At 73.1% G+C, this 14,954-nt stretch carries 14 protein-coding genes; 10 read left to right on the top strand and 4 right to left on the bottom strand.

Features of this window, described 5'->3' with window-relative positions; translation table 11 throughout:
• Positions 1-190: 190 nt before the first annotated feature.
• The 3 genes from ABD223_RS19700 (at position 191) to ABD223_RS19690 (ending at position 3,563) form a co-directional block, all read left to right on the top strand.
• A complete protein-coding gene (locus ABD223_RS19700) occupies positions 191-1,378 on the top strand; it encodes an acyl-CoA dehydrogenase family protein (RefSeq protein ID WP_344037765.1) in 1,188 nt (395 codons plus the stop codon).
• A gap of 71 nt (positions 1,379-1,449) precedes the next feature.
• The gene (locus ABD223_RS19695; RefSeq protein WP_344037764.1) at positions 1,450-2,589 is read left to right on the top strand and encodes an acyl-CoA dehydrogenase family protein; all 1,140 of its coding nucleotides are present in this window, start codon (positions 1,450-1,452) and stop codon (positions 2,587-2,589) included.
• 92 nt (positions 2,590-2,681) lie between these two features.
• Positions 2,682-3,563 (top strand): NAD-dependent epimerase/dehydratase family protein, encoded by an 882-nt coding sequence (locus ABD223_RS19690; RefSeq protein ID WP_344037763.1) that lies wholly within the window; start codon positions 2,682-2,684, stop codon positions 3,561-3,563.
• A gap of 101 nt (positions 3,564-3,664) precedes the next feature.
• Here ABD223_RS19690 and ABD223_RS19685 read toward each other — a convergent pair whose 3' ends face one another.
• Positions 3,665-4,180, bottom strand: a complete 516-nt coding sequence (locus ABD223_RS19685) for an RICIN domain-containing protein (protein WP_344037762.1) — start codon at positions 4,178-4,180, stop codon at positions 3,665-3,667.
• Between the two features lie 76 nt (positions 4,181-4,256).
• Positions 4,257-4,700, bottom strand: coding sequence for a winged helix-turn-helix transcriptional regulator (locus ABD223_RS19680; RefSeq protein ID WP_344037761.1), 444 nt, complete (start codon positions 4,698-4,700; stop codon positions 4,257-4,259).
• Between the two features lie 153 nt (positions 4,701-4,853).
• Between ABD223_RS19680 and ABD223_RS19675 the strand changes: the two genes are divergently transcribed.
• The 3 genes from ABD223_RS19675 (at position 4,854) to ABD223_RS19665 (ending at position 8,762) form a co-directional block, all read left to right on the top strand.
• Positions 4,854-6,074, top strand: a complete 1,221-nt coding sequence (locus ABD223_RS19675; protein ID WP_344037760.1) for an MFS transporter — start codon at positions 4,854-4,856, stop codon at positions 6,072-6,074.
• 155 nt (positions 6,075-6,229) lie between these two features.
• Positions 6,230-7,342 carry a Gfo/Idh/MocA family protein gene (locus ABD223_RS19670; protein WP_380648089.1) on the top strand — a complete coding sequence of 371 codons (1,113 nt, stop codon included), beginning with the start codon at positions 6,230-6,232 and terminating at the stop codon, positions 7,340-7,342.
• Positions 7,343-7,580: 238 nt separating this feature from the next.
• Positions 7,581-8,762: an acyl-CoA dehydrogenase family protein gene (locus ABD223_RS19665; RefSeq protein ID WP_344037758.1), complete on the top strand. Its 1,182-nt coding sequence runs from the start codon at positions 7,581-7,583 to the stop codon at positions 8,760-8,762.
• A 179-nt stretch (positions 8,763-8,941) separates the two neighbouring features.
• Here the strand turns inward: ABD223_RS19665 and ABD223_RS19660 are convergent, their stop codons facing one another.
• A complete protein-coding gene (locus ABD223_RS19660) occupies positions 8,942-9,562 on the bottom strand; it encodes a MerR family transcriptional regulator (RefSeq protein WP_344037757.1) in 621 nt (206 codons plus the stop codon).
• A gap of 149 nt (positions 9,563-9,711) precedes the next feature.
• Entirely contained in the window at positions 9,712-10,527 is an 816-nt protein-coding gene (locus ABD223_RS19655) for a DUF899 domain-containing protein (protein WP_344037756.1), read from the bottom strand.
• 107 nt (positions 10,528-10,634) lie between these two features.
• Between ABD223_RS19655 and ABD223_RS19650 the strand changes: the two genes are divergently transcribed.
• From ABD223_RS19650 to ABD223_RS19635, 4 genes are all read left to right on the top strand, one after another.
• Entirely contained in the window at positions 10,635-11,144 is a 510-nt protein-coding gene (locus ABD223_RS19650) for a winged helix-turn-helix transcriptional regulator (RefSeq protein ID WP_344037755.1), read from the top strand.
• A gap of 180 nt (positions 11,145-11,324) precedes the next feature.
• Positions 11,325-12,683: a bifunctional glycosyltransferase family 2/GtrA family protein gene (locus ABD223_RS19645; protein ID WP_344037754.1), complete on the top strand. Its 1,359-nt coding sequence runs from the start codon at positions 11,325-11,327 to the stop codon at positions 12,681-12,683.
• Entirely contained in the window at positions 12,680-13,930 is a 1,251-nt protein-coding gene (locus tag ABD223_RS19640; protein ID WP_344037753.1) for a glycosyltransferase 87 family protein, read from the top strand. The genes ABD223_RS19645 and ABD223_RS19640 overlap by 4 nt, the downstream gene beginning before the upstream one ends.
• Positions 13,931-14,098: 168 nt before the next feature.
• Positions 14,099-14,893, top strand: a complete 795-nt coding sequence (locus ABD223_RS19635; RefSeq protein ID WP_344037752.1) for an SAM-dependent methyltransferase — start codon at positions 14,099-14,101, stop codon at positions 14,891-14,893.
• Positions 14,894-14,954 lie beyond the last annotated feature (61 nt).

Below are 14,954 nucleotides of genomic sequence, written 5' to 3'. Positions count from 1 at the left end.
CCGCCCTCCCCGAAACCCACCGTCCTCTTGGGACGGTGGGTTTCCTCTTGCCCGGGAGGGGTGTGGGCAACCTGGGAGATGTGCCCGACGCCGGCTCGCGACAGGGTTGTCGGTGCGGCCGGTGGTCAACCGGCGCGGACCGCCGGGACGAGCGGGAGACGTGTGCAGTTCACCGTACCGAGGAGCGCAGATGACGATCACCGGGTCGCCGGCGCGGCAGGACATCGTCCGCCGGGCGACGGACCTCGTGGACCTGGTCCGCGGGCATGCCGCGTGGATGGAGGAGAACCGCGCCCTGCACCCGGAGGTGCTGGAGGCGGTTGACGGCGCCGGCCTGCTGAGGCTGCGGGTCCCGGTGCGCTACGGGGGCTACGAGTCGGACATGGCCACCGTGGTCGACGTCATCGCCGAGCTGTCCCGCGGTGACGGCTCGCTCGGCTGGGTGTTCAACGCCTGGATGAACGGCTGCTGGCTGGCCGGCCTGCTCCCGGACGAGGCCCAGGACGAGGTCTACGGCGACATGGGCGGCGTGGGGATCGGCCTGAGCGTCAGCCCCACCGGTGTCGCCGTGCCGGCCGCGGGCGGCGTGGTGCTCAACGGCAAGTGGGCGTTCTGCTCGGGCATCCTGCACGGCGGCTGGTTCGCCCACTCGGCCGTGCTGGCGCACGAGGACGGCGCGCAGGAGCCGATCACGGTCCTGGTCCGCGCCTCGGAGCTGGCCGTGGTCGACGACTGGCACACCGCCGGCCTGCGGGCCACGGGCAGCGTCACCACCCTCGCCGAGGACCTGTTCGTCCCCGACGAGCGGGTGATCCGGATGGTCCCGCTGCTGACCGCGGGCGAGCACCGGTCGCGGCTCAACGCGGGCTCGCTGGTCTGGCAGGCGCCGTTCTCGCCGTCCGCCTCCGCCGTGGGCAGCGCGCCGGCGCTGGGCGTGGCGCGGGCGGCGTGGGACCTGTTCTTCGAGCGCCTGCCCGGTCGCAAGGTCGCCTTCACGCGCTACGAGCGCCAGGAGGAGGCGCCGCTGACCCACCTCCAGGTGGCGGAAGCGGCGATGAAGATCGACGAGGCCGCGTTCCACGTGCACCGCGTGGCCGCGCGCGTCGACGCCAAGACGTTGGCCGGCGAGGCGTGGAGCACGGAGGAACGTGCCGTGTCGCGGATGGACATGGGCGCCGCCACGCAGCTCGCCAAGGAGGCCGTGGACGTGCTCAAGACCGCCAGCGGCGGTTCCTCGATCTACTCGCACGTGCCGATCCAGCGGATCGAGCGGGACGTCCTCGCCATCAACCTGCACGGTGTCCTGCACCCCAACACGAACCTGGAGCTCTACGGCCGCGTCCGCTGCGGCCTGGAGCCCAACACCGACCTCATCTAGGCCCTCAAGGAGTGAAGAAAGCGATGGTGCCGACCGTGGAAAGTCCTACGCGAGAGCAACTGGTGAACCGCGTGGCCGAGCTCGTGCCGGTCCTCCGCGAGAAGGCGGCCTGGATGGAGGAGAACCGGCGCCTGCACCCCGAGGCGATCGACCTGCTCGCCGAGGCCGGCCTGTTCAAGCTGCGCCGCCCCAAGCGGTACGGCGGCTACGAGGTCGACACGAGCACCCTGGTGGACATCGGCGCGCACCTCGCCCGCGCCGACGGGTCGCTGTCCTGGACGATCGGCGTGTACTGGACCCCGACCTACATCACCGGCATGTTCCCCGACGAGGCCCAGGACGAGGTGTTCGCCACCGAGGACGTCCGGGTGTGCGGGTCCAGCACGCCGAGCGTCATGGCCGCACCGGTGGACGGCGGCATCGTCCTCAACGGCCCGTCGAAGTTCGCCAGCGGCGCGCTGCACGCGCACTGGCAGGAGGTGGCGGCGATCCTGATCCGCCCGGACGCCGAGCCCGAGCCGATCATGGCCCTGGTGCCGATGTCGGACCTGGAGCTGGTCGACGACTGGCACACCTCCGGCCTCAAGGCCACCGGCAGCATCACCACGCTGGCCAAGGACGTGTTCGTGCCGCAGCACCGGGTCATCCCGATGGCGGCGGCGATGATCCCGCAGTCGCTGTCCCAGGCGAACGCGGACTCGCCCATGTACCGCACGCCCACCTCCCTGGTGGCCGCGGCGTCCGGCGCGGGCACCCCGATCGGCCTGGCCGAGGCGGCGCTGGAGGTCTTCCTGGAGCGCCTGCCCGACCGCAAGATCACCTACACCTTCTACGAGAAGCAGGGCGAGGCGCCGATCACCCACGTGCAGGTCGGCACCGCGAAGCTGAAGATCGACGCGGCCCGGTTCCACGCCGAGCGGTGCGCCGCGCTGGTGGACGAGAAGTGCCGCAACGGCGAGCCGTGGAAGCTGGAAGAGCGGAGCCAGGTCCGCGTCGACTGGGGTCAGGCGGCCAAGCTCGCCAAGGAGGCCGTGGACGTCCTGTTCTCGGCCAGCGGCGGCACCGCCATCTTCGACCGGAAGAACCCGCTGCCCCGGATCGTCAACGACATGAACGCGGTGAACCTGCACGCCCTGATCAACCCGGACACCAACACCGAGACCTACGGCCGCGTCCTGTGCGGCCTGGAGCCCAACACGGTCTACATCTAGCCGACCGCGGGAGAGGCGCCCGGGTTCCGACCCGGGCACCTCTCCCGCGCGCGTCCGCGAGGCGGGCGCGGCAGGATGAAGGGGAGTACGGCATGAAGGTCTTCATCACCGGCGCGAGCGGCTACGTCGGCGGCGTGGTCGCCGAGCACCTGCTCGCGGCCGGTCACCACGTCGCCGCGCTCGCCCGGTCGGAGCGGGCGGCGGAGCGGGTGGGCGCGCTGGGCGCGGAGGTCGTGCGCGGCGGGCTGGCCGACCTCGACGTGCTGCGCGACGCGGCGGCCGGCGCCGACGCCGTGGTGCACGCGGCGGTCGACTACGCCGAACCGGCGATGCGCGCGGTCGAGGAGCCCGCGCTCGACGCCCTGCTCGGCGCGCTGGACGGCGGGCGCGGGTTCGTCTACGCCGGCACCGCGCTGGTCTACCCGGACGCGGTGGCCGGCCCGCCTGAGGAGGACGGCGCCCTCGACGAGGGCTCGCCCCAGGTGTTCAAGCTGCTCGGTGAGCGCCAGGTGCTCGCCGCCGGGGACGTGACCGCGACGGTGCTGCGCGGCGGGCTCGTGCACGGCCGGGGCGGTTCGGCGCTGGTGCTCGCGATGATCGGCGTGTCGAAGCAGCTCGGCGCGGCGCCCTACGTGGGGCTGGGGGAGAACCTGTGGTCCCCGGTGCACGTCGACGACCTGGCCCGGCTGTACGTGGCGGCGCTGGAGCGGCCGGTCGGCGGGGTGTTCAACGCGGCCTCGCGGACGTTGCTGCGGATGCGGGACCTGGCCGAGGCGGTCGCCGAGCTGACGGGCGCCGACCGGGCGCCGCTGGACCCGGAGGCGGCGGCGCGGGCCTTCGGGCCGCTGGCGGGGGTGCTGGAGCGCAACATCACGCTCGACCCGACCCGCGCCGAGCGGGCGTTCGGCTGGCGGACCCGGGAGGTGGGGCTGCTGGAGGACGTCGTGCGCGGGTCCTACCGGCACCTGGCCTGAGGGGGTCGCCGCACCGACGGCGCGTCGCCCGCGCGGCGCGCCGTCGACCTGGTCCACGGTGCGCGCTGTCGGCTCGGGCGTGGCGTTCGCCGCGGCTCCCGTCAGAAACCCGTCTGCCAGAAGGGGAACACCGTACCCGCCGGGCTGCACGGGTACTGCCGGACGGCGGCCAGGTTCTGCGACGAGACCGCCGCGGCGCAGTTGCCGCTGCTGTGCAGGGGCCTCAGGTAGCCGGTGGACGAGTCGTAATACCACTTCTGGTTCGGCACGTCGGCGCAGTGGTTCTGCTGGATCGTCGCCCCGGGGGAGTCGCTCCCGTCACGGACCTCGAGGCACATCCGGCTGCTGACGTTCCGGTACTGGCCGTAGCCGATGGAGGTGCTCGGGACGAACTCCCACCACTGGTTCGTCCCCCCGGAGCAGAGGGCCTGCCGAACGGGCTTGTTGCTCTCCGTGCTGGAGTCCGGGACTTCGAGGCACAGGTTGGTCATGCGGTTGATGAACGTGTTGATGGCCGACGCCGAAATCGACGCCGAGGCGGGCAGAGCGGGGAGGACGACGGTTCCGGCGGTCGCGAGCACCGCAAAGGCGGTCGCCGCGAGTCTTCGTGCGGTCATCCACCAAGTACTAGCAGACCGGGAAGCCCGCGGGCACGCCCATTGGTGGGACGGCTGATCGTGAACCCGCCGCGCTTCAGGACTCGCCGGCGGTCCCGGCCGACACTCCGAGGTGGCGCTCCCGCAGGTCGGCCATCACGGCCTGCCACATCTCCGGTCCGCCCTCGTGCAGCCGCTCGGCCCGCACCCGCAGCTCCGGTGTCGTGGGGCGGTGCCGCAGCCCCCACCAGCCCAGGTGGGCCAGCACGGGCACCAGTTCGATGGACGCCTCGGTGAGGCTGTAGGTCGCGCGCTTCCCCGCGCCGGGGTCGTCGTGGGTGAGCAGGCCCGCCGCCACCAGGTCGCGCAGGCGGCCGGCGAGGATGTTGGACGCGATGCCCTCTTCGGACTCCCGCTGGAGCGCCCGGAAGTGGCGGCGGTCCGCGAACATGATGTCGCGCAGGACGATGAGGGTCCACCTGTCGCCCAGGACCTCGACCGCGGCGTTGACGGGGCAGCCCGATCGCGGTTCGTCGATCATGACCACCTCCACCTGGTTGCAGTTTACCACCACCCTGCTACCGTACAAGCGGTTGCTAAATGCAAGCGGTTGTCCGGAGCTCCGCTGAGCACTTTGGAAGATGCTCCCGCTGCGGGTTCCTCCCAGACTCGACGGCAGTCAAGGAAGGTGCACATGAGTAACCGGCAGACGGTGTTGGGCCAACGCAGGGCGAACGTCGTCCTGGCGACGCTGTTCGTGGGCTCGTTCGTGCTGGGAACGGCCGAGCTGCTCATGGTCGGCGTGCTCAACCTCATCGCCGACGACCTGCGCGTCTCCGTCCCCACGGCCGGCACGCTGGTCACCGCCTACGCGCTGGGCGTGGCCATCGGCGGCCCGCTGCTGACCGCGCTCACCATCAGGTTCGACAAGCGGCTCATCCTCCTGGGCTCGGCCCTGCTGTTCGCCGCGGGCAACCTGGTCCCGGTGCTGACCGAGAGCTTCGTCCCGTTCGCCGTGGCGCGCGCGATCACCGGCTCGCTGCACGGCCTGTTCGTCGCGGTCGCCTTCCTGGTGGCCATGGCGGTCGTGCCGCCCGAGCGCGCGGGCCGGGCGATCTCGGTGGTGTTCTCCGGGTTCGCCGTGTCCGCGGCGGCGGGCGTGCCGCTGGGCACCCTGGTCGGCCAGGCGCTGAGCTGGCGCGACTCGTTCATCGCGATCGTCGTGCTCAGCGCGCTCGTGTGCGCGGTGACCGCGGCGGTGGTGCCCTCGCTGCCCGCCACCGGCGGCGCCGGCGCGGGCGACCAGGCCAGGCACGCCTTCGCGCCGCGCGTGCTGGCCGTGCTGGGCCTCGGCCTGCTGATGTTCGCCTCGCTCTACTCGGCGCTGACCTACATCGTGCCGTTCCTGGAGAACGTCACCGGCATCACCGGGGCGATGCTCAGCGTGTTCCTGCTGGCCTACGGCGTGTCCACGGCGGTGGGCTCGTTCGGCGGCGGGCGGTTCGCCGACAGCGGCGCGCCACGCGCCATGCTGGTCGGGTGCGTCGGCGCGACCGCCGCGATGGTGGTGCTGCTGATCGGCGGCTCGATCGCCTTCGTGGTGATCCTCGCGCTGCTGACGTGGGGCATGTTCGCGCTCGGCGCGGTGCCGGCCTTCCAGTACCGCGTGCTGGAGCTGGCCGGTCCGGGCAGCCAGCTGGCGTCGTCGCTGCCCGCCTCGGCCGCCAACGCGGGCATCGCGCTGGGCTCGGTCGTCGGCGGCGTGGTCATCGGCGGCTCCGGCGGCTCCGCCGTCTCCAACGCGGTGGTCGCCGGCATCGTCCTCGGCGTCATCACCATCCCGATCGCCTGGGCCACCGGCTTCCTCAAGCGACCGGTGGCCGACGGGGCGGCGGAACCGGCACCGGCCGCGTAGCCGACCCCACGGGTCGCGCGGCGCCGAGGTCGTCCACCGAAGCCCCGATTCCACCACCAACGAGGGCCCGGGCGGGTCGCCGCCCGGGCCCCAACGGGAAAGGGTCTGCTGTGGACAGAGGAGAGCTGCGTGTCGGCCTCGTCGGCTACGCGTTCATGGGCACCGCGCACTCGCTGGCGTGGCGGACGGTCAACAAGGTGTTCGACCTCCCGCTGCGCGCCCGCACCGTCGCGATCTGCGGCCGTGACGAGGGCAACGTCGCCGCGGCCGCGGACCGGCTGGGTTGGGAGGAGCACCTGACCGACTGGCGCGAGCTGGTGGCGCGCGACGACATCGACGTGATCGACGTGTGCACGCCCGGCGACCTGCACGCCGAGATCTCCACCGCCGCGCTCGCCGCGGGCAAGCACGTCCTGTGCGAGAAACCGCTCGCCAACACCGTTGACGAGGCCCGCGCCATGACCGACGCGGCGGCGCGGGCCGCCGCGTCGGGGGTCCGCTCGGCCTGCGGCTACAACTACCGCAGGTTCCCGGCCGTCGCGCTGATGCGGCAGCTCGTCGCCGACGGCCGGCTGGGCGCGATCCGGCACGTGCGCGCGGTCTACCTCCAGGACTGGGTCGCCGACCCCGGGGTCCCGCTGCTGTGGCGCCTGGAGAAGGACCGGGCCGGCTCCGGCGCGCTCGGCGACATCGGCGCGCACATCATCGACCTGACCCAGCACGTGACCGGGCAGCGGATCACCGGCGTGAGCGCGTTGACGGAGACGTTCGTCAAGGAGCGCCCGCTGCTGACCAGCACACCGGACAAGCCGGAGTTCGGGCCGGTCACCGTGGACGACGCGGCCCTGTTCACGGCCCGGCTGGACGGCGGCGCGGTCGCCACCTACGAGGCGACCCGGTTCGCCACCGGCCGCAAGAACGCCCTGCGGGTGGAGGTCAACGGCTCGCTCGGTTCGGTCGCGTTCGACCTGGAGCGCCTGAACGAGCTGGAGTTCCACGACGCCACCGCGCCCCGGGCGGAGGGCGGCTTCCGCCGGATCCTCGCCACCGAGCCTGACCACGCGTACATGTCCGCGTGGTGGCCGTCGGGCTGCGCCCTGGGTTACGAGCACAGCTTCACCCACGAGCTGCGCGACTTCATCGCCGCCGTGGCCGCGGAGGAGGACCCGACCCCGTCCTTCGCCGACGCGCTCCAGGTCCAGCTGGTGCTCGACGCCGTTGAGCGGTCGGCCGCCCAGGACTCCACCTGGACCAAGGTCGAGTCCTGACCCACCGCTGGTCCCGGCGCGGCGCTCCCCGCCGCGCCGGGACTTCGGCGTGCCCGTGAAGACCACTGTGGACGGTGCGGGGCACAGGGCACTCTGGGACAAGCGCCGCGCGACCCGTCGGTGCCACGATCGATCCGCGGGCCACCGCGCAGCCGGACGGCCCCGTTCGCGACCACCCCGGTCGACCGCCACACCCCGTGCCCCGGCCAAGGCCGGGCGGACACCTTACGGAGCGCTCATGAACACCAGTGCCGCACCTTCGCGGGAGGAACTGATCGGCCGGGCGGCGGACCTGGCGCCCGTGTTGGCCAAGAACGCGATCTGGCAGGAGGAGAACCGCGTCCTGCACGACGACACCATCGCCACCCTCACCGAGGCCGGCCTGCTGCGGCTGACCCTCCCGGCCCGGTACGGCGGCTACGAGGTCGACACGACCACCCTGGTGGACGTGCTCTCGGAGATCGCCAAGGGCGACGGCGCGGCCGGCTGGGTGAGCACGGTGTGGAACATCAGCACCTGGCTGACCTCGCTCTTCCCGGACGAGGTGCAGGACGAGGTGTTCGGGACCGGCGACGTCCGGATCAGCGGCACCTTCGGCCCCACCGCGGTCGGCGTGCCCGTGGACGGCGGCATCGTCCTCAACGGCAGGTGGGTGTTCAACACCGGCGCCCGGCAGGCGACCTGGAACGCCCACGCCGCCGTCCTCGCCCCCGAGGGCGAGGAGCCGCAGCCGATCCTGGTGCTGGTGCCGATGGGGGACCTGGAGGTCGTCGACGACTGGTACTCCTCCGGCATGCGCGGCACGGGCAGCGTGTCGACGGTGGCGAAGGACGTGTTCGTGCCGGAGGCGCGCATCCTCCCGATGGTCCCGCTGTTCACCGAGGGCAGGCACCGGTCGGTGCTGAACGCCGCGTCGCCCCGGTGGCAGGTGCCGTTCATGCCGTGGGCGTGCGCGGTGGTCGCCGCGACGCCGTACGGCCTGGCCCGCGCCGCCGACGAGGCCTTCATGGAGCGGCTGCCCACGCGCAAGATCACCTACACGGACTACGAGCACCAGGCCGACGCGCCGCTGACGCACCTCCAGGTTGCCGAGGCCGCGCTGCGCGTCGACGAGGCGGGTTTCCACCTGCACCGGGCGGCGGCCCTGGTGGACGGCAAGGCGCCGGGCGCGCCGTGGTCGGTGAGGGAGCGGGTCGGCGTCCGGCTGGACATGGGCGCCACGTGCCTGCGGGCCAAGGAGGCCGTGGACATCCTCAACAACGCCAGCGGCGGTTCGTCGGTGTACCAGACGGTGCCGATCCAGCGCATCGCCCGGGACATCCAGACCTCCAGCCTGCACTCGATCATGCAGCCGAACACGAACTTCGAGCTGTTCGGACGGGTGGCCTGCGGGTTGGAGCCGAACACGCAGTTCCTCTGAGTGGCCGGACCCGCCCCGGTCGGGGTCGCTCGACCGGGGCGGGGTGGTCAACGGGATGAGGTTGGTGGGGGGGGCGACTGGTCAGGCGGGTGAGGCCGGGTAGGTGCGGCCGGGCGCGATGGGGCGACTGGTCGGGCGGGTGAGGTCGGGCGGGCTCGTGCCGGGTTCGCGCGGCGCGGTCAGCCCGCACCGCCGAAGGCGCGCCGGGTGGCGTCGGCCTGGGCCAGCCTGCGCAGGGCGGTGAGCGCCGCGTCGCCGAGCACCGCACCGACCACCACGTCCTCGGCGGCGCCGGCGCCGGTCCACCGCCCGGCCAGCGACTCGGCCTCGGCGGCGGCCAGCTCCTCGCACGCGGCCGCGCACCGGTCCACCAGCGCCGGGAAGTCGTCCCGCCCCAGCAGCGCGGCCGTCGCCAGCACGTGGGCCAGGGCCTGCGCGGCGGGGTGGGCGGCGTCCACCACCCACCCGCGCCGGGTGATCAGCCGGGCCACCGCGTCGTCCGCGCACCCGCGGTCGGCGCCACCCCGGTCCGCCGCCACCGCCTGCCGCCGCACCCGGCCCAGCACGTCGGGCACCGCGTCGCCGTCCGAGGCGGCCAGCACCTCGCGGACCGCGGCGAGCGACAGCCCGCCCACCTCGACCAGGGCGCGCACCAGGCGCAACCGGCGCTCGTGCGCCTCGCCGTAGCTCGCCTGGTTGCGGGCGGTGCCCTCGCCCGGGGCCAGCAGTCCTTCGCGCAGGTAGAACTTGATCGTCGGCACGCTCACGCCCGACCGGCGGCTCAGCTCCGCGATGCGCACCACGCCAGCGTGCGCGCCCCGGCGGCGCACTGCTTCTCCCCGCGTGCTCAGCGGCCGGGCAGGTCGACCGCGGTCACCTCGGCCGCGGTCACCTCGGCGCGGTCGCTTCGGCCGCGACCACATCAGGCGTCGGTCACACCAGGCGCCGGTCACATCGGGCGCGGTCGGGACAGGTCGTACTCGTCGGGCAGGCGCATCCCGGGGCCGCCCGCCTGGAGGCCCAGCGGCCGCGCGCGGCCCTTCGGGGTCTCCCACGCCTCCTGCCTGCCGAGCGCGGTCAGGTCCAGGTACTGGTTGCCGCCGAGGAACCGCTCGATGCCGCGGCCGAACGTCGAGTACGTGTGGAACACCTCGTCGTCCACCTTCAGGAACGTGCTGACACCGGGCCACTCACCGCGCATGCTCTCGTCCCACGGCTTGCCGGCCGCGGCCAGCTCCTCCTCGGTGCGGTGGTTGAACAGCACGGGCGCGACCCGGTCGTCGACGGTCGCGTGGAAGTCGTAGTTGAAGTCGCTGTCCCAGCTGGAGTACCACGGGAACGTCCAGCCCATGCGCTCCCGGAACGGCTCGATCTTCTCGTAGGGCGCGCGCGACACGCCCACCAGAGTGGTGTTGCGGACGTGCAGCTGGGTGAGCCTCGGAATGCCGTCGGCGATGGTGGAGCAGCTGGAGCAGGCGATGTCGCCGGGGCGCTCGACGCCGTCCTCGCCGACCCGGTAGGTCCACATGAGGTGGTGCATGACGAGCTGGGGGCGGCCCTCGAACAGGTCGGCGAGGCCGGCCTTCCCCTCCGGGCCGACGAACGTGTAGTCCTTGTCAACGCGCACCATCGGCAGCCGCCGCCGGTCCTCGTTGACCCGGTCTTGCGCCAGGGTCAGCTCCTTCTCCCTGGCCAGCAGCTCCTTGCGGGCCGCGAGCCACTCCCCGCGCGACACCACTTCGGGAAGGTTCGCCTTCGGCGCCATCCGAGTCTCCCAACTGCTCTCATCTTGCAATCGGTCTTACCGTAGGAGAGACTGGTTCGGAAATGCAACTTGAGTAACCTGTTCGGTCAACGGTGTTGGAGTGCACAGTGCGCAAGGACGTGCGATCGGGGTGCCCGGTCAACCTGTCGCTGGAGGTCCTGGGCGACCGCTGGACGCTCCTCGTCCTGCGCGACGTCGTGTTCGTCGGCGCGCGGCACTTCCGCGAGCTGCTGGCGGGTCCGGAGCGGATCTCCTCGAACATCCTGGCCGACCGGCTCGCCTCGCTCGTCGAGCACGGCCTGCTCGTCCGGTCCGGCAACCCCGAGCACCGGCAGAAGATCACCTACTCGTTGACCGAGGCGGCGATCCAGCTGGTGCCGCTGATCGTGCAGCTGGGGTCCTGGGGCCTGCGCCACCTGCCGGTGACCGACGAGTACGCGGCCCGGATGCGCGTGCTCGAAAGCGGCGGCCCGGCGTTGTGGGACGAGTTCATGGACGAGCTGCGCGAGGAGCACATCGGACCGCGGGCGCGGCTCCGGCCGTCCGCGGGCGACCCGCCCGTCCGGTCCCGGATGGAGGCGGCCCGCCTCGAAGCCCTCGCGGCGGCGACCGGCTGAACTCCCCGGCCCGGTGACCGCCACGCCGATCGGCGCGGCCCGCCGACTGCGGGGCCCCGCAGTGCGGCACACCGTGGCACTACCTCATTCCACGTGACTTGTCAAGCGCACGTTTGGAGAAGTGGCCGCACGGTCGCGGTCGTAGCCTCCTGGTCATCCTGATGCGGCAAGGGGGCGCGCATGAGTGGCCAGGTGCTCGCCGGGCAGCCTCGACCCGATGACGGGACCACCGCGTCCGGGATCCTGCCGCGACAGCGGGCGAGACGGGCGGCCCACCCCAAGCGCGCCCGCCCGGCGCGCGTCCAGGCGGCCCGCGCCACGGCGACCGTCGAGGTCGTCATCCCGGTCCACAACGAGGAACGGGCCCTCCCCGGCTGCGTGGCGGTGCTGCACGAGTACCTGGCCGCGCGGCTGCCGTTCGACTGGCTGATCACCATCGTGGACAACGCCAGCACCGACCGCACCAAGACCGTCGCGAGAGGACTCGCGCGGCAGTGGCGCGGCGTGCGCGTGCTGGCCCTCGACGCCAGGGGCAAGGGCCGCGCGGTGCGCACGGCGTGGGCGCGCAGCCGGGCCGACGTGGTCGTCTACATGGACGTCGACCTGTCCACCGGCCTGGAGGCGCTGCTGCCGATGGTGGCGTCGCTGGTCGTCGGCCACTCGGACGTCGCCATCGGCTCCCGGCTCGCGCCGGGCGCGCGCACGGTCCGCGGTCCCAAGCGCGAGCTGATGTCCCGCGTCTACAACGCGCTGCTGCGGCTGACCCACCGCACCCGGTTCCGCGACGCGCAGTGCGGCTTCAAAGCCGCCCGCACCGACGTGATCCGGCCGCTGCTGGCCCGGGTGCAGGACGACACCTGGTTCTTCGACACCGAACTGCTGCTGCTGGCCGAGCACAACGGCCTGCGCGTGCTGGAGGTGCCGGTGGACTGGGTCGAGGACGTGGACAGCCGGGTCGACGTCACCGGCACCGTCGCGACCAACCTGCGCGGCCTCGTCCGGCTCGCCCGCGCCAAGGCCTCCGGCGCCGCGCGCATCGCCGAGCTGCCGTTCCGCCCCGCGCCCCGGCCGACCCACCCCGACGCGGTGCTGTCCGTGCCGGGGATGCCCCACCTGCGCAACCTGCTGCCGTTCTGCCTGGTCGGTTCGGTGGCCACGCTGATGACCCTGGGCCTGTTCACCGCGTTCCGGACGTGGTGGCCGCCCCTGGTCGCCAACCTCGTCGCGGTCACGCTGAGCGCGCTGTTCAACACCGAGGCGAACCGCCGGTTCACCTTCGACGGGTGGTCGAGCCGGCTGCCGCGGGTCCACGTCCAGGTGGTGCTGGTGTTCGGCCTGTACTGCGGGTTCACCTGCGGGGCGCTGCTCGCCCTGCACTCGGCGGTGGTCGCGCCGTCCCGCTGGGTCGAGCTGGCCGTGCTCGTCGGCTCGTCCGCCGTCGGCACCCTCGGGCGCTTCGCCCTGCTCAGCTCGTGGGTCTTCCGGTCGCTCCCGGAACCCGCGCCCGTCGCCCAGCCGACCGAGGAGGTCCCGGCATGACCACGACAGCGGCACCGGCGCCCGTCCAGCAGACCCGCGCGCGGTTCCCCACCGGGGCGGCCGTCGTCGTCGCGCTCGCGGTGGCCGCCGCCGTGACCGCGGTCGTGATGGTCGCCCTGGCCTTCGAGGACACCATCCCGCTCCCGATCATGGCCAACGACTTCGCCGCGTTCCGGGCGGGCGGCGAGGCCGTGCTGCTGGGGCTCTCGCCGTTCGAGGTGGCGACGGGCGACGGCTACCTGTTCCTCTACCCGCCGTTCGCCGCGTTGGTGCTGGCCCCGCTGGGGCTGCTGGGCTTCGAGGCCGGGTTCGCGCTGTGGACGTTCGCCACGGTGATCGCGCTGGAGGTGTCGGTGTGGCTCGCGCTCGGGCTGCTCGCGCCAGGGTCCCGGCTGCGGCGGGCCCGCTACACCGTGCTGGCCGTCGTCGCCGCGATCCCCACCACGCCGGTGCTCTACCTGCTGGGCTTCGGCCAGGTCAACGCCCTCCTCATGCTCCTGTGCGTCCTCGACCTGGCCCGGCGGCCCGGCCGCTTCCAGGGCGTCGCCATCGGCGTCGCGGCGGGCATCAAGCTGACGCCGCTGATCTTCATCGCCTACTTCCTGCTCACCCGCCGCACCAGGGCGGCCGTCGTGTCCGCCGCGACGTTCGCGGGCACGGTGGCCCTGGGGTTCCTGGCGCTGCCCGGCGTGTCGGCGAGCTTCTGGTCCGAGCACTTCATGAGCACCGACCGCATGGTGCCGGCGGGCGCGTCGCCGTTCATGCAGTCGATGCGCGGCATCCTCGCCCAGCTGCCCGGTTTCCTCGGCGCGCAGTGGGTGTGGCTGCTGCTGGCGCTGGTCGTCGGCGTGTTCGGCCTGCTGGTCTCGGCGTGGGCGAGCCGCCGGGGCCTGGAGGCGGCCGGCGTGCTGGCCTGCGCCGTGACCGGGCTGCTGGTCTCGCCGATCTCGTGGCCGCAGCACTGGGTGTGGGTCGTGCCGGGCCTGGCCCTGTGGCTGTGGTGGGCGCGGGAGCGGGGCCGCGCGGCGCACTCGGCGGGCGTGCTCGCCTCGTGGCTGGTCCTGGTCGCCACCGCCGCCCTGATGTTCCCCACGCCGATCGGCATGGGCGTCGTGGAGCCGCCGGTGGCGGGGATCGTGTTCCTCGGCAGCCTCCAGGTGCTGGGCGGCCTGGTCTTCCTCGGCGTGCTCGCGGCGGCCCTGCGCCGTCGGGACCGGCTCCCCGAAGGGTTGACCCCGTCCGCGTGACCGCGAGGCGGGCCGGCCGGCACGGTGGTGCCTGCCGGTCCCGCGCCGACGCGGTGGTGCCCGCGCGGTGGTGCCCGCCGGCCCGCGCCGACGCGGCAGCACGACCGGCAAGCCGCGCGGGTCGCCGCCGATCGGCGCGGGAAGCGACCACCCCCGAGGAGGACCGAGGTGTACGACCCCGACACCGCCAACATCGCCCGCATCTACGACTACTACCTGGGCGGGGCGTTCAACCTGCCCGCCGACCGCGACCGCGCGAAGCGCATCCAGTCCACCCTGCCCAGCATGGAGATGCTCGCCCGGTTCAACCGCGGCTTCCTGCGCCGGTCCGTGGCGTTCATGCTGGACCGGGGGATCACGCAGTTCCTCGACCTCGGCTCCGGCCTGCCCACGGCGGGCAACACCCACGAGGTCGCCCAGGCGCGCTCGCCGGAGGCCAGGGTCGTCTACGTCGACCACGACCCGGTCGCGGTCCACCACGGGGAGCTGATCCTCCGGGACAACCCGCGCGCGGCCGTGGTGGGCGCCGACGCCCGCCGGCCCGAGGAGCTGCTCGCCGACCCGCGCGTGCTCGACCTGATCGACCTCGACCAGCCGCTGGGCCTGGTGATGACCGGCGTCATGGTCTTCGTGGGCCCCCACGAGGACCCGCTGGGCATGATGAAGGGCTACCGCGACCGCGTCGCGCCGGGCAGCGTCGTCGCCCTGTCCCACCTCACCGACGAGCGGGCGGAGGGCGAGGCGAAGACCCAGATCCACGCCATGATCCAGGCGTACAAGGGCGTCGTCGACCAGCTCTACGTCCGCGACCGGGCGGAGGTCGAGGCGCTGTTCGAGGGCATGGCGCTGGTCGAGCCCGGCGTGGTCCTGATGCCCGAGTGGCGCGCCCGCCCGGACGCCGACATCCCCACGGGCAGCCTGGCCCACCACCTCGGTTACGGCGCCGTGGGCCTGGTCGCCTGACGCCCTCCGCCGGTGCGGGGAAACCGGTCGGGGAACACCCGACTGGTTCCTCCGCGGACTT

The organism is Saccharothrix xinjiangensis, assembly GCF_039527585.1.
Lineage (GTDB): Bacteria > Actinomycetota > Actinomycetes > Mycobacteriales > Pseudonocardiaceae > Actinosynnema > Actinosynnema xinjiangensis.
This window is presented reverse-complemented; position numbering and strand designations above follow the sequence as displayed.